Consider the following 21,210-nt stretch of genomic DNA (forward strand, 5'->3'; position numbering starts at 1 on the left):
GACCCCGTGAACACAGCCGCGGCCGTTTTCCTCGCGAACATTCCCAGCCCGGACCGTGGTGTCTGGGAGATCGGGCCGGTCCCGCTGCGCGCGTACGCGCTGTGCATCATCGCGGGCATCGTCATCGCGATCTGGTGGGGTGAACGCCGCTGGATGGAACGCGGCGGCAGCAAGGGCACGATCGTCGACATCGCGGTCTACGCGGTCCCGTTCGGCCTGATCGGCGGCAGGCTCTACCACGTCATCACCGACAACCAGCTCTACTTCGGCGAGGGCAGGAACCCGGTCGACGCGCTGAAGATCTGGGACGGCGGGCTCGGCATCTGGGGCGCGATCGCCCTCGGCGGGGTCGGCGCGTGGATCGCCTGCAGGCGCAAGGGCATCCCGCTGCCCGCGGTCGCGGACGCGGTCGCACCGGGCATCGTCGTCGCACAGGCGGTCGGCAGGCTCGGCAACTACTTCAACCAGGAACTCTACGGCGCGCCCACCGACCTGCCGTGGGGACTGGAGATCTACCGGCGCGTCGACCCGGAGACCGGGCTCGCCGACCCGCTCGGCGGGGTCGCGATCAGCGACGTGCCGATCGAGGTCGTGCACCCGACGTTCCTGTACGAGCTGCTCTGGAGCCTCGGCGTCGCACTGCTGATCGTCTGGGCCGACCGCAGGTTCCGGCTCGGCCACGGCCGCGTGTTCGCGCTCTACGTCGCCGGGTACACCGCGGGCCGGTTCTGGATCGAGCTGATGCGGACCGACACCGCCAACGAGATCCTGGGCCTGCGCGTCAACGTCTGGACCTCGGCGCTGCTGTTCGTCGGCGCGGTGATCTACCTGATCGTCGCCGCCCGGCGCGGTCCCCGCGAGGACCCGGCCACGTTGCGCAGCAACGACGATCCGGTGGACGACGAGGAAGCCGGGGCGGACCAGGACACCGACTCCGGCGACGAGGCCGCCAAGGACGAGTCGGAACCGGGCGACGGCGAATCGTCAGGGACGGACGAGACCCCGGCCGGTGATCAGCGGAAGGTCGAGCCCGGTCAGTAGCCCGGCAGGTGCCTCGACCACCGCGGGGACCGCGTTGACCAGCCGCATCGCCGTGGCCTTGAGCCCGGCCGTGTTGTGGTCGCCGTCCTCGCCGAGCAGGCGCAGGTCGAGGGTGTAGTTCGGTTCCCCGGAGACCTGCACGCGATAACACCCCTGGCCCGCGGGCTGCGGCCAGTCCGGGCCGAGATCGGGGCGCAGGCGGGTGACGTGTTCCAGCACGCAGACCGGCCTGCCGCCGCGCATGCCGCGCACCTCGAACCGCAGCGCTGCCGCCGCGCCCTCGTCGATCGTCCCGGACGAGACGTCGAAGGTCTCCGGAGCGGGCAGCCGCTCGTAGCTCTCCTCCACCGCGTCCAGTTCCACGTCGAGTCCGGCCGCGAGCTGGCGGACCACGCTGCCCCAGGCGAGGGTGAGCACGCCGGGCTGCAGCAGCATGGGTGTCTCGGTGACGGGCTTGCCGAAGCCCATGATGTCGAAGAGCACCTTCGCGTTGTCGTAGGTGCTGTAGTCCAAAATCTCCAGGCAGCGCACCTCGTCGATGCGCTCACACACCCCGGTGAGGACCAGCGGCAGCCAGTCGTTGGCGAATCCGGGGTCCACCCCGTTCACCCACAGCGACGCGCCGCCCTCGGCCGCCGCGTCCCGGACCGGCCCGCTCACCTCGTCCGGTACGACACCGTCCGGGAACTGCAGGAACACCGGGCTGCTGGACACGACGTTGACGCCCGCGCGCAGGATGCGTCGCAGGTCCTCGATCGCCTCGGGGATCCGGTCGTCGGCCATGGCGGTGTAGACAACACAGTCCGGCCGCAGCGCCAGCAGTTCGTCGGCGTCGCCGCTGGCGGCGACCCCGAGTTCGCGGCCGAGCCCGGCGAGCTCTCCCGCGTCCCTGCCCACCTTCGCCGGGTCCGACACCCAGAGGCCGACCAGTTCCAGATCGGGCCGGGCGGCGATACCGGCGATGGCATTGCGCCCGACGTTGCCGGTGCTCCACTGCACCACGCGGTACGGCTTGGTCATGGTCACCATCTCCTACAGGTCGGGCAGGCCCAGTTCGAGGTTGGGGGCCTGCAGACCGCCGTCGACCTCCAGCACCTTGCCGGTGAGGTAGCCGCCCGCGCGGGAGGCGAGGAACACGGCGGTCGCCGCGATGTCCTCCGGTTCGCCGATGGCGCGCAGCGGGGTCGAGGACTCCATCGTGGTGCGCACCTCGTCGTTGTTCAGCACCAAGTCGAGGGCCGAGGTCGCCACCGAGCCGACGGCGATGGCGTTCACCCGGATCCGGGGTGCGAGATCCGCCGCGGCCAGCCGGGTGTAGTGGGCGAGCGCGGCTTTCGCGGTGCCGTAGGCGAGAAAGCCGCGCCCGGCGACCCGTCCCATCACCGAGGAGATGTTGACGATCGCACCACCGGGCCGTTCGCCGTCGAGCATCAGTGGCACGGCCGTCTTGGTCAGGGCGTGCGCGGTGGAGACGTTGAAGTGGAACGCCTCCTCCAGGTACTCCACCGACGTATCCGTCAGCGGGCGGGGGATGCTGCCGCCGACGTTGTTCACCACCACGTCGAGCCTGCCGAACGCGCTCATCGCGGCGTCGGCGAGCCCGGCGGCGGCATCGGTGTCGGTGAGGTCGGCGGCCACGACGTGAGCCCTGCGGCCGGTTGCGCTGATGCGTTCGGCCACCTCGCCGAGCTGGTCCTCGGTGCGGGCGGAGAGCACGACGTCGGCACCTGCCTCGGCCAGTGCGAGTGCCGTGGCCGCACCGATGCCGCGCCCGGCACCGGTGACGACGGCCACGGAGCCGGGGAGCCGGAAACGGTCCAGGATCATGCCTGGAAATGTAACAGGTTCTACTTTTTATGGAAGGGGCGAACGGGGGTGATCACCGGATGACCCTGCCCCGACGACAGCACCTCCGCCGTGGCGTCGTAATGCCGGGCGAGCCGCTCGGCGGTGAGCACCTCGGCGGGAGTGCCCGCCGCGACCACCTCACCGCCGTCCAGCAACAACAGCTGGTCGGCGTACTGCGCGGCGAACGTGAGGTCGTGCAGGGTGGTGACGACGGTGCTCCCGTCCTCGCGGCGCAGGCGGTCGAGGCGCTCCAGCAGTGCCTGCGCGTGCCCGATATCCAGTCCGGTGGTCGGCTCGTCGAGCAGCAGCAGCCTGGTCTGCTGGGTGAGCACCCGGGCCAGCACGGCCCGTTGTCGTTCCCCGCCCGACAGCGTGCGCAGCGGGCGTCCCGCGAGGTCGCCGAGATCGAGCCGATGCAACACCTCATCCACAATGGACAAATCGCGGGAGGATTCCCTTGCGAGTCTGCCGAGATGCGGGGTGCGGCCGAGCAGAACGTAGTCGGTGACGGTCAGGCCGTCGGGCATCGCGGGGTTCTGCGGCGAATACCCGACCTCGCGAGCCCGGTCCCGGTGCGACAGCTCCGCCGCCGGTTTGTCGTGCAAAACGATGTCGCCGTCGAAGTCCGCGATGCCCGCGATCGCTTTGAGCAAAGTGGACTTTCCCGCACCGTTCGGGCCGATGATCGCGAGCCAGCCACCCACCGGAACGTCGAGGGAAACCCCGCGCACCACCGGTTTTCCGGCGTAGCCTGCCTGAACCTCGCGCAGCCGCAGCGCGGTCACAGCGATCTCACCTGCGCTGTCCGCAGGACCAGTACGAAGAACGGCGCACCGGCGAACGCGGTCACCACACCCAGCGGGAGTTCGCCGGGCATGATCGTCCGCGCGACGTGGTCGGCCACCACGAGGAAGGCGGCGCCGCCGATCAGCGACATCGGGATGATGACGCGGTAGGAGGCGCCGGCCAGCATGCGCACGAGGTGGGGCACCACGATCCCGACGAAACCGATCAGCCCGCTCACCGACACCGCTGCCGCCGTCGCCAGTGATGCCGCGACGAGGAGCAGCAACCGCACGCGGCCCGGCCGCACGCCGAGCGAGGACGCCTCGGCGTCGCCGAGGGTCAGCACGTCGAGCAGTCGCGCGCAGAGGCAGAGCACCACGGCGGACGCGGCGATGTAGGGCAGGGCGAGCCACACCTCGTGCCAGCTGCTGATGTTCAGGCCGCCGAGCGTCCAGGTGTACACCTGCCGAATCGTCTCGGTGTTGAGCTGCTGCACGAAGGTCTGCACGGCGGTGAGGAACGAGGCGACGGCCACCCCGGCGAGCAGCAGTGTCGCCGTGCCCGTCCCACCCGAGGACCGGCCGAGCACCCAGCTCAGGCCCACCCCGCCGAGGGCGCCCGCGAACGCGGCCAACTGGAGCGGTCCCACCACCCAGCCGCTCACCGCTGGGGCGAGCACCACGACCATGGTCGCCGCCATTCCGGCTCCAGCGGCGGCGCCGAGCAGGTACGGATCGGCGAGCGGGTTGCGGAAGACGCCCTGGAAGGCCGCCCCGGAACTCGCCAGTGCCGCCCCGACCAGTCCGGCCAGCACGACTCGCGGCAGCCGGATCTCCCAGACGATCGCGGCTTCCCGCGCACTCAGCGGGGACGTGCCACCGCTGAGCTGGGCGACGATCTCCGCCAGCACCCTGCGCCAGCCGAGATCGCCCGCGCCGATCAGCAGGGCCAGCAGCATGACCGTGACCAGGACCAGCAGGCCGATCAGCAGGGTCCGGGGCCGCAGGCGGGTGGTGGTTCGGGTGCGGGCGGAGGTCAAATCAGCTGCTCGCCGGGGTGACCGCGGCGGACACCGCGCGGGCGAAGTCGACGACCCTGGGGCTCCAGCGCGAGGCGACGTCCTCGTCGAGCACGATCACCCGGTTCTCCCTGACCGCGCTCAGCGTGTCCCAGCCGGGCCGCTTGGCGACCGTCTCGGGGCTCTGGTCGCAGCACTGGGCATCGGCGAGGAAGACGAAGTCCGGGTCGGCCTCGACGATGGTCTCCGCCGACAGCTGCGGATAGCCGCCCGAGGCCGTCGGGTCATCGCCGTCGGCGATGTTGACCAGGCCGAACCTGTCGTAGACGCTGCCGATGAAGGTGGCCGAGGTGACGGTGTAGTAGGTCGGGTCCAGCTCGTGGAAGTAGCTCAGCGGCTGCTCGGGTTTCGGGGTGTCGGCGACGATCTTGTCCAGTTCCTCCCTGGTCCGCCTGGCCAGATCGGCGCCTTCGTCCGCGTGGCCCGTGGCCTTGCCGACCAGTTCGAACTGCGCGTAGGCGGCGTCCAGGCTCGTGGCGTCGGGCAGCACCAGCGTCTGGGCGCCGGCCTTGCCCAGCGTCTCGGCGAGCTTGTTGTCCGCGTCGGCGTAGACCACGACCAGATCCGGGTTGTGCGAGAGGATCGCCTCGGGGTCCACGTTCAGCCCGGAGAGGTCCGTGCGTGGCGCCTGCTCCGGGTACGTGGACTGATCGTCCACCGCGACAACCTGCTCACCCGCGCCGACCGCGTACAGGGTCTCCGTCGCGGACGGCGAGAGCGAGACGATCCGGCCGGGCCGCTGCTCGATCGTCACCGAGGGCGCGCCGTCGGCCTGCACCGTGACCGGGAAGCTACCGGCGTCGTCCGCCTCCTGTGGGGCGCTGTCCTCCCGGTCCGCGCAGCCGGCGAGGGTGGACACGCCGAGCAGGAGTGCGGTGAGGACGGCGGTGGTGCGGGGGCGTCGCCGCGGCGCGTACCGTCGCAGGGCGGAAACAGACATGGTGACCTCGACTGATCGGTGGCGCGAGGCCGCGCCCGACCGCCGGAGACGGTCCTGGACGCCGCACCCCTGCGCCGGAGGCGGGTGGCGTCGGCGAGCGGCAGGCGACCTGGCTCGGCCCGGAACTCACGAGGAGTGGCCGGGCCATCACAGTTGCGGGACAGCGCCGGAATCGCACCGGACTTCGCTGCCGTTTCGCGCCAGGTGGACGTTACCAGCGCGGACGTCCGGCTATGCTGGACAGGTCCACCCGATCGGGTATGCGCAGTGGGCAGCGGACCGAACGTGCTCCAGTGGCAGCTGAACGCTGACGTTCACAGCATCCAGATCGTTACAGTCCACCGGACTGAATCCTTATTCTGAGTGGGTGCCGCTGTGTTTCCGGGGTGTTAAGGTCGCGCTCACGAGCGGGCCATCGTCGTCCCGTGCACAGTGGAACGAGCACGAAGACGACGCAGGAGGTCCCCCATGATCTTCTCCGCCAATCCAGGCAGGCGCGGCCTTTACGATCCCGGCACTGAGCAGGACTCCTGCGGTGTCGCGATGGTGGCCGACGTCCGCGGCCGGCGGTCACACGGAATCGTGATCGACGGTATTTCGGCGCTGATCAACCTGGACCACCGCGGCGCTTCCGGGGCAGAGCCGACCAGCGGCGACGGTGCCGGCATCCTGCTCCAGCTGCCCGACGCCCTGCTGCGCAGCGAGGTGCCGTTCGATCTGCCCGCACCGGACGAGTCCGGTGCGCACTCCTACGCCGCCGGGATCGCGTTCCTGCCCGCCGAGGAGCGGCTCCGCGCCGAGGCCATCGACCTGGTGGAACGCATCGCCAGGGAGGAGGGCCTCGACGTCCTCGGCTGGCGCGACGTCCCGACCGACACCGAGGGCGCCGACATCGGCCCCACAGCGAGGTCGGTGATGCCGCATTTCGCGATGTTGTTCGTCGCGGGCGCGCCGGGCACCGACGGGTCGCGACCGGCCGGCCTCGAACTGGACCGGCTGGCGTTCTGCCTGCGCAAGCGGGTCGAGCACGCCGAGCTGCCGGGAACGCCGAGAGCGGGCGGGCACGCGGAGGGCGTCTACTTTCCCTCGCTGTCGGCCAGAACCCTGGTCTACAAAGGCATGCTCACCCCGGTACAGCTCGCGCGGTTCTTCCCCGACCTCACCGACGAGCGGCTGACCAGTGCCATCGCCCTGGTGCACAGCCGGTTCTCCACCAACACGTTCCCCTCGTGGCCGCTCGCGCACCCGTTCCGGTTCGTCGCGCACAACGGCGAGATCAACACGATTCGGGGCAACCGCAACCGGATGCGGGCCAGGGAGGCCTTGCTCGAGTCCGGGGTGCTTCGCGGCGATCTGACGAGGCTGTTCCCCATCTGCTCACCGGAGGCGTCCGACTCCGCGTCGTTCGACGAGGTGCTCGAACTGCTCCATCTCGGTGGCCGGTCACTGCCGCACGCCGTGCTGATGATGATCCCCGAGGCGTGGGAGAACCACGCCACGATGGACCCGGCGCGCCGGGCCTTCTACCAGTTCCACGCGAGCCTGATGGAACCGTGGGACGGCCCTGCCTGTGTCACCTTCACCGACGGGACCCTGGTGGGGGCCGTGCTCGACCGCAACGGTCTCCGGCCTGCCCGCTGGTGGCAGACCGCGAATGACAGGGTGGTGCTGGCCAGCGAGGCCGGGGTGCTCGACATCGAACCGCGGGACGTGGTCGCCAAGGGGCGGTTGCGTCCTGGCCGGATGTTCCTCGTGGACACCGAGGCGGGCCGGATCGTCGACGACGACGAGGTGAAGGCGGGTCTCGCCGCGGAGCGCTCCTACGACGAGTGGGTGCACGCCGGGCTCCTCTCGCTGTCCGAGCTGCCCGAGCGGGACCACATCGTGCAGACGCATGCCTCGGTGCTGCGCCGCCAGCTGTCGTTCGGGTACACCGAGGAGGAGTTGAAGATCCTGCTCGGACCGATGGCCGAGCGCGGTGCCGAACCCATCGGCTCGATGGGCACCGACACCCCGCCCGCCGTGCTGTCCAAGCGATCCCGGCTGCTCTACGACTACTTCAAGCAGAACTTCGCGCAGGTGACCAATCCGCCGCTGGACGCGATTCGCGAGGAGCTGGTCACGTCGATGAGCCGGATCATGGGCCCGGAACAGAACCTCCTCGAACCCGGCCCCGCCTCCTGCAGGCACATCCAGTTGTCCTGTCCAGTGATCGACAACGACGAACTCGCGAAACTCATCCACGTCAACGACGACGGCGACCTCCCCGGATTCTCCTGCGCCGTCCTGTCCGGGCTGTTCGAAGTGGACGGTGGTGGGGACGCCCTCGCCGCGGCCGTCGAGCGGATTCGGCGGGAGGCTTCCGAGGCCATCGCCGCGGGGGCGCGCACGCTGGTCCTGTCCGACCGGGACTCCGATCACCGGCTCGCACCGATCCCGTCGCTGCTGCTCGTCTCCGCCGTGCACCACCACCTGGTGCGGACCAAGGAGCGGCTGCGGGTCGCGTTGGTGGTGGAGACCGGCGACGCCCGCGAGGTGCACCACATCGCCCTGCTCCTCGGTTACGGTGCCGCGGCGGTCAACCCGTATCTCGCATTCGAGTCCATCGAGGACATGATCGGCCAGGACGCCATCACCGGCATCGAGGCGGGGAAGGCGATCCGCAACTACGTCGCGGCACTCGCCAAGGGTGTCCTGAAGATCATGTCCAAGATGGGGATCTCGACCGTCGGCGCCTACACCGCCGCGCAGGCCTTCGAGTCCTTCGGGCTCTCCCAGGACGTGCTCGACGAGTACTTCACCGGCACGACCTCGAAGCTCGGCGGAGTCGGCCTCGAGGTGCTGGCCGAGGAGGTCGCACTGCGGCACCGGAAGGCCTACGCGGACAACCCCAGCGCGCGGGTGCACCGCGGACTGGAGACCGGCGGCGAGTACGCCTACCGGCGGGAGGGCGAACTGCACCTGTTCACCCCGGAGACCGTGTTCCTGTTGCAGCACGCCAGCAAGACCAGGCGGGACGAGGCCTACCGGGCCTATGTGGACGAGGTGCACCGGCTGAACCGCGAGGGCGGGGCCCTGCGCGGACTGTTCTCCTTCCGCACCGGCCAGCGCCCGCCCATCCCGGTGGACGAGGTCGAGTCGGTGGAGTCCATCTGCCGCCGGTTCAACACCGGTGCCATGTCCTACGGCTCCATCTCGATGGAGGCGCACCAGACTCTGGCCATCGCCATGAACCAGATCGGCGGCCGCTCCAACACCGGTGAGGGCGGAGAGGACGCTGAGCGCCTCTACGATCCGCAGCGTCGTAGCGCGATCAAGCAAGTCGCGAGCGGACGGTTCGGGGTCACCAGTGAGTACCTGGTGAACGCCGACGACATCCAGATCAAGATGGCGCAGGGAGCCAAGCCGGGCGAGGGCGGGCAGCTCCCGCCGAACAAGGTGTACCCCTGGATCGCCCGTACCCGGCACTCCACGCCGGGCGTCGGCCTGATCTCCCCGCCACCGCACCACGACATCTACTCCATCGAGGACCTCGCCCAGCTGATCCACGACCTGAAGAACGCCAACGAGCGGGCCAGGATCCACGTCAAGCTGGTCAGCTCGCTCGGTGTCGGCACAGTGGCCGCGGGGGTGTCGAAGGCACATGCCGACGTCGTCCTCATCTCCGGCCACGACGGCGGCACCGGGGCGTCACCGATGAACTCGCTGAAGCACGCCGGTACGCCGTGGGAGATCGGCCTCGCCGAGACGCAGCAGACCCTGCTGCTCAACGGGCTGCGGGACCGCATCACGGTCCAGGTCGACGGCGGAATGAAGACCGGGCGGGACGTGGTGGTCGCGGCACTGCTCGGTGCGGAGGAGTACGGCTTCGCCACCGCCCCGCTGATCGTGGTCGGCTGCATCATGATGCGGGTGTGTCACCTCGACACCTGCCCCGTCGGGGTGGCCACGCAGAGCCCGGAACTGCGCAAGCGCTACACCGGGCAGGCGGAGCACGTCGTGAACTTCTTCCGGTTCGTCGCGCAGGAGGTACGCGAAACCCTGGCCGCACTGGGCTTCCACAGCCTCGACGAGGCCATCGGGCGGGCGGACGTGCTCGACACCGACGAGGCCGTCGAGCACTGGAAGGCGGACGGTCTCGACCTCGCGCCGATCTTCGACCTGCCGACGGCCAGTCCGTACGGCGGTTCCCGGCGCAAGGTTCGCGAGCAGGACCACGGCCTGGACCACGCGCTGGACCGCACGCTCATCCAGCTGGCCGAGGCCGCGCTGGAGGACGCCCACCCGGTGACCATCGAGCTGCCCGTGCGCAACGTGAACCGGACCGTCGGCACCTTGCTGGGTTCGGAGATCACCCGGCGGTTCGGCAGTGCCGGGCTGCCCGCCGACACCATCCGGGTCACGCTGACCGGCTCGGCGGGTCAGTCCCTCGGCGCTTTCCTGCCGTCCGGGGTGACGCTGGACCTGATCGGTGACGCCAACGACTACGTGGGCAAGGGACTGTCCGGCGGACGCGTCATCGTCCGGCCCGACCCGGAGGCGCCGTTCGCGGCCGAGCAGCAGGTCATCGCGGGCAACACGATCGCCTATGGTGCGACCGGCGGCGAGTTGTTCCTGCGCGGTCAGGTCGGCGAGCGGTTCTGCGTCCGCAACTCCGGCGCGATCGTGGTCGCCGAAGGCGTCGGCGACCACGCATTCGAGTACATGACCGGTGGCCGGGCGGTCGTGCTCGGCCCGACCGGCCGCAACCTCGCCGCCGGGATGTCCGGCGGGGTGGCTTACGTACTCGATCTCGACCCGGGTCAGGTGAACGGAGAGATGGTCGAACTGCTTACCCCCGAGGCCCAGGATCTGGCCTGGCTCAAGGAGATCGTCGAACGGCACCGGGAGGAGACCGGCTCCGCCGTCGCCGCTTCCCTGCTGGGGGACTGGACCCGGCGTGGTGCGGCGTTCACCAAGGTCATGCCCCGCGACTACCAGCGGGTGCTGGCCGCCGCGACCGCAGCGAGGGCGGCCGGCCGCGACGTCGACGAGGCGATGATGGAGGCGGCTCGTGGCTGATCCGACCGGCTTTCTCAAGCACGACAGGCAGGAACCGCCCAAGCGGCCGAAGGACGAGCGGGTCCACGACTGGCACGAGGTCTACGCCGACACCGATCCGCAGCGGCGCAACGAGGCCGTACGGGTACAGGCCACGCGGTGTATGGACTGCGGTATCCCGTTCTGTCACTCGGGAACCGCGGGCTGCCCGCTCGGCAACCTGATTCCGGAGTGGAACGACCTGGTGCGTCGTGGCGACTGGGCGGCGGCGGGGGAGCGGTTGCACGCCACCAACAACTTCCCCGAGTTCACCGGAAAGCTCTGCCCGGCCCCGTGCGAGGCCGCGTGTGTGCTGTCCATCTCGCCGGAGTCCGGCGGCCCGGTGGCCATCAAGCGGGTCGAGGCGACGATCGCGGACCAGGTTTGGGAGTCCGGTGACGTCCGGGCCGAGTTGCCCTCGTTGTCCACGGGACAGCACGTCGCGGTGGTCGGCTCGGGACCGGCGGGGCTCGCCGCCGCGCAGCAGCTGACCCGCGCGGGTCATGACGTGACGGTGTTCGAGCGGGACGACCGGCTCGGCGGGTTGCTGCGCTACGGCATCCCCGAGTTCAAGATGGAGAAGAAGGTGCTCGACCGCAGGCTGGCGCAGCTGCGTGAGGAGGGCACCCAGTTCGTCACCGGTTGCGAGGTCGGCGTCGATCTCACCGTCGAGGACCTGCGTGCGCAGTACGACGCGGTGGTGCTCGCTGTCGGCGCACTGCGCGGGCGGGACGACACCACGACGCAGGGACGCGAACTGTCGGGAATCCACCTGGCGATGGAACATCTGGTCCCGGCGAACAAGACATGCGAGGGTGACGGACCGCCGTCGATCAGTGCCGAGGGAAAGCATGTGGTCATCATCGGCGGTGGGGACACCGGAGCGGACTGTTACGGCACGGCGATCCGGCAGGGTGCGCTGTCGGTGACCCAGCTCGACCAGTACCCGCTGCCACCGTCCACACGCGACGATGAGCGGTCGCCGTGGCCCACGTGGCCGTACGTCCTGCGCACCTATCCGGTGCATGAGGAGACGGGGGAACGCGTCTTCGGGGTCGCGGTGAAGCGGTTCGTCGGCGATGCCGACGGCCGGGTGCGCGCGATCGAGCTGCAGCACGTGCGGGTGCGAAAGGATCCGGCGACGGGACTGCGCGAGGTCGTGGCGGTCAATGCCGAGGTCGAGGTGCTGCCCGCCGATCTGGTGCTGTTCGCGATCGGTTTCGAGGGCGTCGAGCGGATGCGCCTGCTCGACGACCTCGACCTGACGCTGACCACCCGCGGCACCCTGTCCTGCGGAACCGACTGGCAGACGAGCGCACCGGATGTCTTCGTCTGCGGCGACGCCCACCGCGGCGCCTCACTGGTCGTCTGGGCGATAGCCGAAGGCCGCTCGGCGGCCGCGGCCGTAGACCGCCACCTGACCGGCGCGTCAGACCTCCCGTCCCCGGTCCACCCGACATCCCTCCCCCTAGCCGTCATCTGACTTCGCACTTCCGGCGCCCGAGTTGGCAGTTCCAGGGCCCGGATTGCTCCATCTGGCACAGCTCAAGGGCGAATCAGCTGCCAAATGGCCGATTGATCGACAGTAGTCGGTTAATTACGTTCAGTAGAACCTCTAATTCCGACAATTCACTGTCCCTGCAATCGGCCGGCGGTGATGGCGGCGCCGGTCAGAGGTGAGGCGTCATGAAGCGTTCGTTCCGGGTGTCACTGGCCGCACTGGCTGCCGCCACCCTTTCGAGCACGGTTCTCATTCCGAGCGCCACCGCGGAAACCGCGGACGTCGCCGTGCACAGCGCGGCCGCGGATGCCGCCGCGGCACAGGCGGTGACCGACTTCTGGACCGCGGAGGACATGCGATCGGCGATACCGATGCGGCAATTGCTGTCCTCGGCCGCGGGAACGCTGCGCGAGGTCGCGCGGGGTCCCGCCACGGTGGTCGAGCCGACGACCGCGCCCGCGATCGCGGGCGCCGCGGCGATGCCGAGCACCGGAGACCAGTGGACCGGTGGCGGAGCCGTGACGTCGACGGCGGGCCGGGTGTTCTTCAGCTTCGACGGGCAACGGGCCTCGTGCAGCGGCAATGCCGTGACCAGCGCGAACCGCAGCGTCGTGATGACGGCCGGGCACTGCGTGAAGTACCAGGGCAGCTGGCACACGAACTGGATCTTCGTACCGGGATATGACAACGGCGCGGCCCCGTTCGGCGAGTGGGCGGCGGCCCAGACCCTCACCACACCCCAGTGGGAGGCGAGTGAGGACATGAACTACGACGTCGGGGCCGCGGTGCTGAACCAGCTCGACGGGGCGTACCTGACCGATGTGGTGGGAGCGCAGGGCATCGCCTTCAATCAGCAGCGCAACCAGAACATGTACACCTTCGGTTATCCCGCGGCCGATCCCTACGACGGATCTCTGCTGATCTACTGCAGTGGCAGCACATTCACCGACTTCCTGCTCACCAGGGATCACGGAATGGACTGCGATATGACCGGCGGCTCCAGCGGCGGGCCGTGGTTCCTCGGCTTCGACGAGACGACCGGCACCGGGTTGCAGAACTCGGTGAACAGCTTCGGCTACACCTTCCTGCCAGGAGTGATGTTCGGTCCCTACTTCGGCGCCGACGCACAGAATCTCTACGAGGAGGCGCAGGCGGCATAGGGTGGCCCGCCACAGCCCGGACTTCCAGCAAGTGAGAAGTACGTCCCACTGACCGGCAACGGGGATCGCACCCTATCCTGGGTGCTGTGAACTGGACTGTGGACGTCCCCATCGATGCCCTTCCCGAGCTACCGCCGCTTCCGCCCGAGCTGCGCACGCGACTGGACGATGCCCTGTCCCGGCCTGCCGCCCAGCAGCCGGACTGGCCGGACGCCGACGCCACGTCGCGCGTACGCACCGTCCTGGAGAGCGTGCCGCCGATCACCGTCCCCCCGGAGATCGACCGGCTGAGCGACCGGCTGGCGATGGTCGCCCGTGGCGAGGCGTTCCTGCTGCAGGGTGGGGACTGCGCGGAGACGTTCGAGTCCAACACCGAGCCGCACATCAGGGCGAACCTGCGGACGCTGCTGCAGATGGCCGTCGTGCTCACCTACGGTGCGAGCCTGCCCGTGGTGAAGGTCGGCCGGATCGCGGGTCAGTACGCCAAGCCGCGGTCGAACGCCACCGACGCGCTCGGCCTGCCGGTGTACCGCGGCGACATCGTGAACTCGCTGGCGGCGGAGCCCGCGCTGCGGGTGCCCGACCCGGGCAGGATGATCCGCGCCTACGCCAACGCGGGGGCGGCGATGAACCTCGTGCGGGCGCTGACCGGCGCCGGGATGGCCGACCTGGCCCAGGTACACGACTGGAACAAGGACTTCGTGGCCACGTCGTCGGCGGGCGAGCGCTACGAGGCACTGGCCGCCGAGATCGACAGGGGTCTGCGGTTCATGTCCGCGTGCGGGGTCACCGACACGTCGCTGCACTCCACCGAGATCTTCTCCAGCCATGAGGCGCTGCTGCTCGACTACGAGCGCGCCATGCTGCGGCTGGACAACGCGGATGCCGCCAATCCGAAGCTGTACAACCTCTCCTCCCACTTCCTCTGGATCGGTGAGCGCACCCGTCAGCTCGACGGTGCGCACATCGCGTTCGCCGAGCTGCTGTCCAACCCGATCGGGCTGAAGATCGGCCCGACGACCACGCCGGAGCAGGCCGTGGAGTACGTGCAGCGGCTCGACCCGCGCAACGAGCCGGGCAGGCTGACCCTGATCTCCCGCATGGGCAACGGCAAGGTGCGGGAGGTGCTGCCCGCCATTGTGGAGAAGGTGGAGAGTTCCGGGCACAAGGTCATCTGGCAGTGCGACCCGATGCACGGCAACACGCACGAGGCCTCCACCGGATACAAGACGCGGCACTTCGACCGGATCGTGGACGAGGTGCAGGGCTTCTTCGAGGTGCACCGCAAGCTCGGGACGTATCCCGGTGGTATCCACGTCGAACTCACCGGCGAGGACGTCACCGAGTGCCTCGGCGGCGCGCAGGACATCTCCGACCTGGACCTGTCCGGCCGCTACGAGACCGCCTGCGACCCCCGGCTGAACACCCAGCAGTCCCTGGAACTGGCGTTCCTCGTCGCGGAGATGCTGCGCGCCTGACTCGCGTGCCCAAGCGAGACCGCACTTTCCCGGGAAAGTGCGGTCACGGGCAGGTGTTGAGGAGTTCGGCGAGGGACTTGCCGATGGCGTCGGTGAGCGAGCCGAGGTCGGCGACGGCGTCGCCGTTCGCCTGTAGTCCGATGTGGATCGACTTGCGGTAGCTGGAGACCGCCACACCGACCGAATGGTGTGGCGCGAGTGGCACGAACGGGTACACCCGCCGCAGCTTCGCGCCGTCGAGGGTGAGCGGGATACCCGGAAGCGGCACGTTTGTCACCACCGTGTCGAACAGCAGGGGTGCCGCCTGTCCGGCGAACCGTGCCGCCAGCTTGTGCATCCCGGCGGGGACACGGCCCGCGAGCACCGGCAGCGCACCCGCTCCCCGAACCGGGCCCGCGGCCTTGTTGCGATCCATCGAACGCCGGACCGCGCGCAGCCGCTCGACCGGATCGTCGAGCTCCACCGGCAGGTCGGAAAGGTATCCGGAGAGCAGGTTGCCGCCCTTCCCCTCGGCCTCCCGCGCCCGGACGCTGACCGGCACGAGCGCACGCAACGGCCCGTTCTCGGGACGCCTGCCCCGGTTGCGCAGCCACGTGCGCAGCGCGCCGGCCAGCACTGCCAGCACGACGTCGTTGGTGGTCCCGCCATGTGCGGCGCGAACTCGCCGGACATCAGCCGTGTCGAGGGTGGCGAACCCGAGTTCGCGACTGGTCGAGTTCGCGGTGGCGATCGGCGACACCGGGTACGGCCGCGCGGCGAGCAGCACCGATCCCGCGATCCCCGCCGACTCGGCCGCCTTGCCCACCGTCGCCGACGCGTGGGACAACGGATTCTCCAGTAGGCTATCCACAAAGGACTTCCGCTTGACCGGTCCGGGGGTCTGCGCCGGCGTACGGCCCAGGGCAGGCACCTCGTCGAGCAGGCCGAGTGCGACGGTCACCGCGCCGGTGCCGTCGGTGAGCGCGTGGTGCAGTTTGAGCAACAGGGCGAACGAGCCGTCGGGCAGTCCGGTGACCACCTGCAGCCGCCACAGCGGCCGGTGCAGATCCAACGGCGGCGCGAGCCAGCGTGCGGCGTGCGCGGCCAGCGGGTCCTCCTCGTAGAGGGTGGACAGCCGGTGCGTTTCCATGTGCCGTGCCGGGTCGAACCCGGGATCGTCCTCCCAGTTGGCCCCACCCAGCGGCGAGCGGCTGTGCCGGACTCGCACCCTTAGCCGCGGAATCCGCACCGCTCGTGCGGTCAGTAACGCCAGCAGCCGTTCCGGATCGACCTGCCCGTGCGCCCCGAACACCGCGACCGCCCCCATGTGCATCGGCGTCGTCCTGCTTTCCAGGCACAGGAACGCGACGTCCAGTGGGCTCAGTTGGGCACCGTGCATCTCGGCCTCCGGGAGGGGTGTCTGAGGTGTCCGGCCGCTGCGCCAGGAATCCCTTTCACTGCAACAGAACCAGATGACCGTAGCGTGGTCGCGGTGTTACCTCCCAGATAACGGCGGCCCGGTTCACTCGAACGGGCCGCCGCTGTGTCATCGCTTCCGCAGCCAGTCGGCGAACGCCCGCAGCCCTGGTTCCGGGCCGAGTCTGCCGAGGCCGATCCGGAACCGGTCGGTCGGTGTCGCGGTGAGTTCCGAGACGTAGAGGCTCGCGGGCAGGAGCAGTACCCCGGCCTCGGTCACCAGGTCGCGGCAGAACGATTCGACGCCGTCCGCACCGAGATAGCGGGGGAAGCAGACGCAACCGCCCTGCGGTGGCCGGAAGTCGAACAACTCGGCGAACTCGGTGAAGAACTCCTGGAACAACGGCAGATTCGCGGTGATGATGTCGCGGTTGCGCGACAGAAGGGTCTCCCTGGACTTGATCGCGATCCGGGCCAGCACCTCGCTCGGGGCGGCGTTGCAGATCGAGGTGTAGTGCTTGGCCCGCTCCAGCCTGGCGCGCAGTTTTCGGTCCCCGCAGGCGATCCAGCCGATCCGCAGCCCCGGCAGACCGAGCGATTTGGACACGACGTTGAGCGAGAGCGCCTTCGGCGAGAAGTCCGCGGCCTGCGGTAGCGTCCGGTCCGGGTCCGTCTCGAGCCCGCGGTAGACCTCGTCGCTGAACAGGTGGATGCCCCGCTCGTCACACAGCGCGGCGAGTTCGGTGAACACCTCGCGGGTGGGGACCGCACCGGTCGGGTTGTGTGGGAAGTTCACCGAAACGACCCTGGTGTTCGGCCGCAGTGCCGCCCGCACCGCGTCGAGGTCGAGCGCCCAGTCCCGGTCGGGGTCCAGTGCGACGCCGGTGACCTCGCACAGGGAGAGCGGGACGGTCTCGGCCGCCTGGTAGTTCGGTGTGAGCACCACGGCGTGGTCCCCGGAGCCGAGCAGTGCGTGCATGGCCAGGTACAGGCCCTCTTCCGCACCCGCGAAGCAGATCACCTCGTCTGGTTCGATCTTTTCGTAGGTGGCCGCGATGGCCGCGCGCAGGTCGGGATCACCGAACGTCTCGGTGTAGCCGAGCCGCAGTTCCTCCCACGCCTGCCGGTCACCGTCGTCGGCGAGCGCGAGCAGGTCGCGCATGCTGACCGTTTCCGCGTCGGACGCGGTGAGGTGGTGTTCGGCCGTGAACTCCCAGCGGGAGAAGTGCGTTTCGAGCCGGAATTCGGGCAGCGTCGTCATGCGGAGCTCCTCCGTGAGGGCAGGTCGGCCAGCAGTGAGTACAACGTCGAACGGGAAACACCGAGCGCGCGGGCCACGACAGGGGCGGACCTGCGCACGGCGAGCAACCCGGCCTCGTCCAGGTCGGTCAGCAGTTCCCGGCGTTCGTCTCGGCTCAACTTCCCGACAGGCCGTCCGCGTTCGCGCACGAAGGCCCCGACCATGCGCTCGATCCGGTCGGCCCAGTCCTGCTCGAAGAGCGCGCCGGGACGTTCGGTCACCGGTGCGCCGAAGCCGGACAGCACGGCCGCAGCCTGTTCCAGCGGAGTCCGGTCCAGGTTGACGCACAGCACGACCTCGGGCGCGCCCGTGTCGTCGCGCAGCACGGCACTCACACTCGACAGGCGCCGTCCGTCGGCCAGCAGCTTCTCGTACGGGCCGTGCACATCGCCGTCGTCGTGCCCGTCGAGATCGCCGAGTAGCGACGCCTCGCCCGGCGCCCGCGGTGTGAGCGGGTGCCAGATCCGGAGCACCCTGTCGGTCCCGGCGTCGTGCAGCACGACCTCGGCGTGCGGGGCCAGCAGCCTGCTCACCGCTTCGGCGACAGGTCCCCATCGCCGGACACGCGCATCCACGGCATGGACAGTATGTCCAGTCTGGACTTGTTGTCCAGCCCGTTACGGGATGGTGCGTATCTTGACCTTGCTGCCCTGCTTGACCTTGGTGCCGGGGGAGGGGTCCTGGTCGACCACGAAACTGAACCTCCGGTTGCCCCGGCCTTCTCCGCCGCCCTTGACGTCGGGCTCGAGGCCGGCCTCGCCGAGTATCTTCACCGCGTCCTCGAGCGATCGCCCCAGCACCATCGGTACCTCGACCGCGTTGGACAGGTACACCCCGACCCGCTGCTCGCCCGTGGTGCCCGCGCCGGGGTCCGTCCGGATGACGCTGCCCGCGGGCACGTCCTCGGAGAATTCCGCGCCTGCCTCGAAGGGCTCGAACCCGGCGTCGGTGAGGGCCTTGAACGCGTCGTCCTTGCTCTGTCCCGTGACGTCCGGAACCGGTGTCGGAGGTGGTCCCTTGGAAAGGCCGATGGTGACGGAGTCGCCGATATTGGCGGGAGTGCCCGGGTTCGGCGAAAGACTGAGTACGGTGCCCTCGGGTACGTCGGCGCTGAAGGCGTCGGCGTTCGGGTCCCTGCGAGGTTCCAGCTGCGCTTCCCGGATGGCTTGCTCGGCCTGTTCGGGAGGCGTTCCGGGTTCCACGGCAGGCACGGTGGGTCGTCCGGCGGAGACGACAAGGGTGACCGCTTCGTCGATCAGGACTTCGGCGCCGGTGCCCGGGTCGCTGCGAATGACCGTGCCGATGGGCGCGGAGTTGTGCCGCTCCCTGCTGATGGTGGGGACGAGCTGGGCTTCGCGGATGGCGGTCTCGGCCGCCGACTCCTGCAGGCCCGCGACGTCGGGCACGGTGACCCAGCGGCCGCCGTTGAACCACCAGATGCCGGTACCGATCCCGCCGACCAGCAGAAGGCCGACGACGACCCACAGGGCGATCCAGCGGTTGCTCCGGCGCGGCTGGTCCGCGGAGCGGGTGTTCTTCGTCGGTGGCTGTGGGGGTGCGCCGCCCTGCTGGGCTCGCTGGGCCGGTGCGGTCGGCTCGGCCGGGGGAAGGCCCGCTTCAGCCCTGCTCAGCGCCATGGTGCCGCGCGGACCTGGCTGCTCTGGCCTGCGGGCCACGGGTGCGAACGCGGGAACCGTCCGTTCAGCGTCCGGAATGGCGACCGGCGCGACCGCGGGGGTGACGGTTGTGGCCTCGGGATCGGCGGGCATCGCCGGGACCGCGGTCACTGTCTGCGCTTCGGCGGCGGCGGGTACCGGGACCGGTACGGGCTCGATGCCGAGTTCGGTGCGTATCCGGTTCACCTCGGCCAGGAAGGCGGCCGCGTCGGCGGGCCGGGACTGCGGATCCCTGCGGGTCGCGCGCAGCACCAGGCTGTCCACCGCGGGTGGGATACCGGGGCGCACCGTGCTCGGCGCGGGAACGTCGTCGTTCACGTGGCGGTAGGCCACGGAGATGGCGGTGTCGCCGGTGTAGGGAGCCTGCCCGGTCAGCATCTCGTAGAGCAGGATTCCCGCGGAGTACACGTCACCGCGTGCGCCCGTGGAACCGGTGGTGACCTGCTCGGGGGAAAGGTAGGCGACGGTGCCGAGAATGACGCTGGAGCTGGTGGTCCCGGCGCTGGCCATCGCGCGGACCAGGCCGAAGTCGCCCACCTTGACCACGCCGGACCCGGTACCGCCGGACCGCCCGATCAGCACGTTCTCCGGTTTCACGTCCCGGTGTACGAGCCCGGCCGCGTGCGCGGCGGACAGTGCGGCCAGCACGGGCTCGATGACACTCAGCGCCAGGTGCAGGTCCAGCGGGCCCTGATCGTCCATCAGGTCGCGCAAGGTGCCGCCGTCGACAAGTTCCATGATCAGGAACGCGCGGCTCGATCCCTCGCCGTCCGGGGCGGGTTCCGACCCGCCCGGACTGTCCACTCCCTGGTCGTGCACGGCGACCACATGTGGGTGATGCAGCCGTGCGGCCGAGCGGGCTTCTCGTTCGAAGCGCTCGACGAAGGAGCGGTCGTCGGCGAACTGACGATCCATGACCTTGATCGCCACCGGCCGGTCGAGCCGTGTGTCCACGCCGCGGTACACGGCCGACATGCCACCCCGGGCCAGCAGGCTGTCGACCCGGTAGCGCCGGTCCAGCAGCGCCCCGATGAGGCTCGTGTCCGTGCGTGTCACAGGGCGAATCCTACGGAAGAGGAAGCGCTCTGTGGACCCGACCTCGCGCGGCAAGCGGTGCCCGGCCGCCCCGCCGTGCCGCGCAGAGCGCGACTGGGTCGTACGCGGGCGGATATGGCAAGGTAGGAGGTGTGAGTGCGATCCCTGTCGCTGATGATGTGCTTGGCGCCGACGTAGCCGTCCTTTCGCTGACCGAGGTGGGCACGACCCTCGGTCTCTCGATGAACAAGGTGCGGCAGTTGCTGCGTGAAGGCCAGTTGATCGCGATCCGTCGTGACGGCGAGCTGTACGTGCCCGCGGACTTCTTCATGGAGGGCAACCTCGGCAAGGACGGGCTGGTGAAGGGCCTGGCCGGCACCGTCACCGTGCTGTCCGACGCCGGGTACGGCCGGACCGAGATGCTGCGCTGGCTCTTCGAGGCCGACGAGACGCTGCCCGGCACCACGCCGATCAACGCCCTGCGCACCAACCACGGCACCGAGGTCAAGCGGCGCGCGCAGGCGATGGCGTTCTAAAAGGCGTCTGGACGTCACAGCCGTCGATTCCGCAGGCGAGAAAGACCAGCACCGCAAAGCACTCGACGAACGCGGCAGCTAGCAGGCCGGTGCCGAGCGAGTGGGCGGCCAGTGGTCCGGCAAGCGCGGAGCCCGCCGCGAACCCGTTGATCTTCACGCTGGCGCCCGTGGTGAAGATCTGCGACCTGAGCCCGTCTGGTGCCTCGCGGTGGCGGATCGCGAACAGGGCGGTGAGCTGTGGTCTGGCGCTCGCGGTGCCGCTGGCGGAGCGGCAGCAGGTGCCCGGCGGGCCGTGCGCCTCCGCGTGGCGGCCCACCGCCGGGGAGGCGGTGGGCCGCGGTGAGCTGCCGCGTTCTG

The 21,210-nt window shown here is 69.8% G+C and carries 16 protein-coding genes and 1 riboswitch; of the genes, 6 read left to right on the forward strand and 10 right to left on the reverse strand.

Annotated features, from left to right (window positions below; all coding sequences use genetic code 11):
- Window positions 1–6 precede the first annotated feature (6 nt).
- Window positions 7–1,041 carry a prolipoprotein diacylglyceryl transferase gene (gene lgt, locus BM199_RS16620; protein ID WP_091674136.1) on the forward strand — a complete coding sequence of 345 codons (1,035 nt, stop codon included), beginning with the start codon at window positions 7–9 and terminating at the stop codon, window positions 1,039–1,041.
- Here the strand turns inward: lgt and BM199_RS16625 are convergent.
- The 5 genes from BM199_RS16625 to BM199_RS16645 are packed head-to-tail and all read right to left on the reverse strand — an operon-like array spanning window position 985 to window position 5,693.
- Window positions 985–2,061 (reverse strand): NAD(P)H-dependent amine dehydrogenase family protein, encoded by a 1,077-nt coding sequence (locus BM199_RS16625; RefSeq protein ID WP_091674268.1) that lies wholly within the window; start codon window positions 2,059–2,061, stop codon window positions 985–987. The two genes, lgt and BM199_RS16625, sit on opposite strands and share 57 nt — an antisense overlap.
- Before the next feature lie 12 nt (window positions 2,062–2,073).
- Window positions 2,074–2,868: an SDR family oxidoreductase gene (locus tag BM199_RS16630; protein ID WP_091674137.1), complete on the reverse strand. Its 795-nt coding sequence runs from the start codon at window positions 2,866–2,868 to the stop codon at window positions 2,074–2,076.
- A 20-nt stretch (window positions 2,869–2,888) separates the two neighbouring features.
- Window positions 2,889–3,674: an ABC transporter ATP-binding protein gene (locus tag BM199_RS16635; protein WP_091674138.1), complete on the reverse strand. Its 786-nt coding sequence runs from the start codon at window positions 3,672–3,674 to the stop codon at window positions 2,889–2,891.
- Entirely contained in the window at window positions 3,671–4,714 is a 1,044-nt protein-coding gene (locus tag BM199_RS16640; protein WP_245788404.1) for a FecCD family ABC transporter permease, read from the reverse strand. Before BM199_RS16640 ends, BM199_RS16635 begins: the two co-directional genes overlap by 4 nt.
- Window position 4,715: 1 nt before the next feature.
- Window positions 4,716–5,693: an ABC transporter substrate-binding protein gene (locus BM199_RS16645; RefSeq protein WP_091674139.1), complete on the reverse strand. Its 978-nt coding sequence runs from the start codon at window positions 5,691–5,693 to the stop codon at window positions 4,716–4,718.
- Window positions 5,694–5,775: 82 nt separating this feature from the next.
- Window positions 5,776–5,903: riboswitch (cobalamin riboswitch) on the reverse strand.
- Between the two features lie 258 nt (window positions 5,904–6,161).
- On the opposite strand from BM199_RS16645, the gene gltB reads away from it, so the two are divergent.
- The 4 genes from gltB to BM199_RS16665 all read left to right on the forward strand — a co-directional run bounded on the left by gltB (window position 6,162) and on the right by BM199_RS16665 (window position 14,911).
- A complete protein-coding gene (gltB, locus tag BM199_RS16650; protein ID WP_091674140.1) occupies window positions 6,162–10,754 on the forward strand; it encodes a glutamate synthase large subunit in 4,593 nt (1,530 codons plus the stop codon).
- Window positions 10,747–12,255 carry a glutamate synthase subunit beta gene (locus BM199_RS16655; RefSeq protein WP_091674141.1) on the forward strand — a complete coding sequence of 503 codons (1,509 nt, stop codon included), beginning with the start codon at window positions 10,747–10,749 and terminating at the stop codon, window positions 12,253–12,255. Before gltB ends, BM199_RS16655 begins: the two co-directional genes overlap by 8 nt.
- A 203-nt stretch (window positions 12,256–12,458) precedes the next feature.
- A complete protein-coding gene (locus BM199_RS16660) occupies window positions 12,459–13,433 on the forward strand; it encodes a trypsin-like serine peptidase (protein WP_177242646.1) in 975 nt (324 codons plus the stop codon).
- An 86-nt stretch (window positions 13,434–13,519) separates the two neighbouring features.
- Window positions 13,520–14,911, forward strand: a complete 1,392-nt coding sequence (locus BM199_RS16665; RefSeq protein ID WP_091674142.1) for a class II 3-deoxy-7-phosphoheptulonate synthase — start codon at window positions 13,520–13,522, stop codon at window positions 14,909–14,911.
- Window positions 14,912–14,954: 43 nt separating this feature from the next.
- On the opposite strand, the gene BM199_RS16670 is transcribed toward BM199_RS16665, so the two are convergent.
- The 4 genes from BM199_RS16670 to BM199_RS16685 form a co-directional block, all read right to left on the reverse strand.
- Window positions 14,955–16,289, reverse strand: a complete 1,335-nt coding sequence (locus BM199_RS16670; protein ID WP_091674143.1) for a wax ester/triacylglycerol synthase family O-acyltransferase — start codon at window positions 16,287–16,289, stop codon at window positions 14,955–14,957.
- Between the two features lie 147 nt (window positions 16,290–16,436).
- Complete coding sequence (locus BM199_RS16675) at window positions 16,437–17,567, reverse strand: aminotransferase class I/II-fold pyridoxal phosphate-dependent enzyme (protein ID WP_091674144.1); 1,131 nt, start codon at window positions 17,565–17,567, stop codon at window positions 16,437–16,439.
- Window positions 17,564–18,181, reverse strand: a complete 618-nt coding sequence (locus BM199_RS16680; RefSeq protein ID WP_091674145.1) for a helix-turn-helix transcriptional regulator — start codon at window positions 18,179–18,181, stop codon at window positions 17,564–17,566. Before BM199_RS16680 ends, BM199_RS16675 begins: the two co-directional genes overlap by 4 nt.
- Window positions 18,182–18,223: 42 nt before the next feature.
- The gene (locus BM199_RS16685) at window positions 18,224–20,338 is read right to left on the reverse strand and encodes a Stk1 family PASTA domain-containing Ser/Thr kinase (RefSeq protein WP_091674146.1); all 2,115 of its coding nucleotides are present in this window, start codon (window positions 20,336–20,338) and stop codon (window positions 18,224–18,226) included.
- A 131-nt stretch (window positions 20,339–20,469) separates the two neighbouring features.
- Here BM199_RS16685 and BM199_RS16690 point away from each other — a divergent pair, with 131 nt between their 5' ends.
- Window positions 20,470–20,853, forward strand: coding sequence for an Rv2175c family DNA-binding protein (locus tag BM199_RS16690; RefSeq protein ID WP_091674147.1), 384 nt, complete (start codon window positions 20,470–20,472; stop codon window positions 20,851–20,853).
- On the opposite strand, the gene BM199_RS35095 is transcribed toward BM199_RS16690, so the two are convergent.
- Entirely contained in the window at window positions 20,822–21,169 is a 348-nt protein-coding gene (locus BM199_RS35095; protein WP_218160351.1) for a hypothetical protein, read from the reverse strand. The two genes, BM199_RS16690 and BM199_RS35095, sit on opposite strands and share 32 nt — an antisense overlap.
- Between the last annotated feature and the right edge of the window lie 41 nt (window positions 21,170–21,210).

The sequence above is a fragment of the Amycolatopsis marina genome (genome assembly GCF_900111885.1).
Taxonomy (GTDB): domain Bacteria; phylum Actinomycetota; class Actinomycetes; order Mycobacteriales; family Pseudonocardiaceae; genus Amycolatopsis; species Amycolatopsis marina.

Coding starts and splice junctions, on each gene's coding strand:
- BM199_RS16630 (WP_091674137.1), bottom strand. CDS start 2,868: ATGATCCTGGACCGTTTCCGGCTCCCCGGCTCCGTGGCCGTCGTCACC.
- BM199_RS16660 (WP_177242646.1), top strand. CDS start 12,459: ATGAAGCGTTCGTTCCGGGTGTCACTGGCCGCACTGGCTGCCGCCACC.
- BM199_RS16645 (WP_091674139.1), bottom strand. CDS start 5,693: ATGTCTGTTTCCGCCCTGCGACGGTACGCGCCGCGGCGACGCCCCCGC.
- BM199_RS16670 (WP_091674143.1), bottom strand. CDS start 16,289: ATGCACGGTGCCCAACTGAGCCCACTGGACGTCGCGTTCCTGTGCCTG.
- gltB (WP_091674140.1), top strand. CDS start 6,162: ATGATCTTCTCCGCCAATCCAGGCAGGCGCGGCCTTTACGATCCCGGC.
- BM199_RS16625 (WP_091674268.1), bottom strand. CDS start 2,061: ATGACCAAGCCGTACCGCGTGGTGCAGTGGAGCACCGGCAACGTCGGG.
- BM199_RS16675 (WP_091674144.1), bottom strand. CDS start 17,567: ATGACGACGCTGCCCGAATTCCGGCTCGAAACGCACTTCTCCCGCTGG.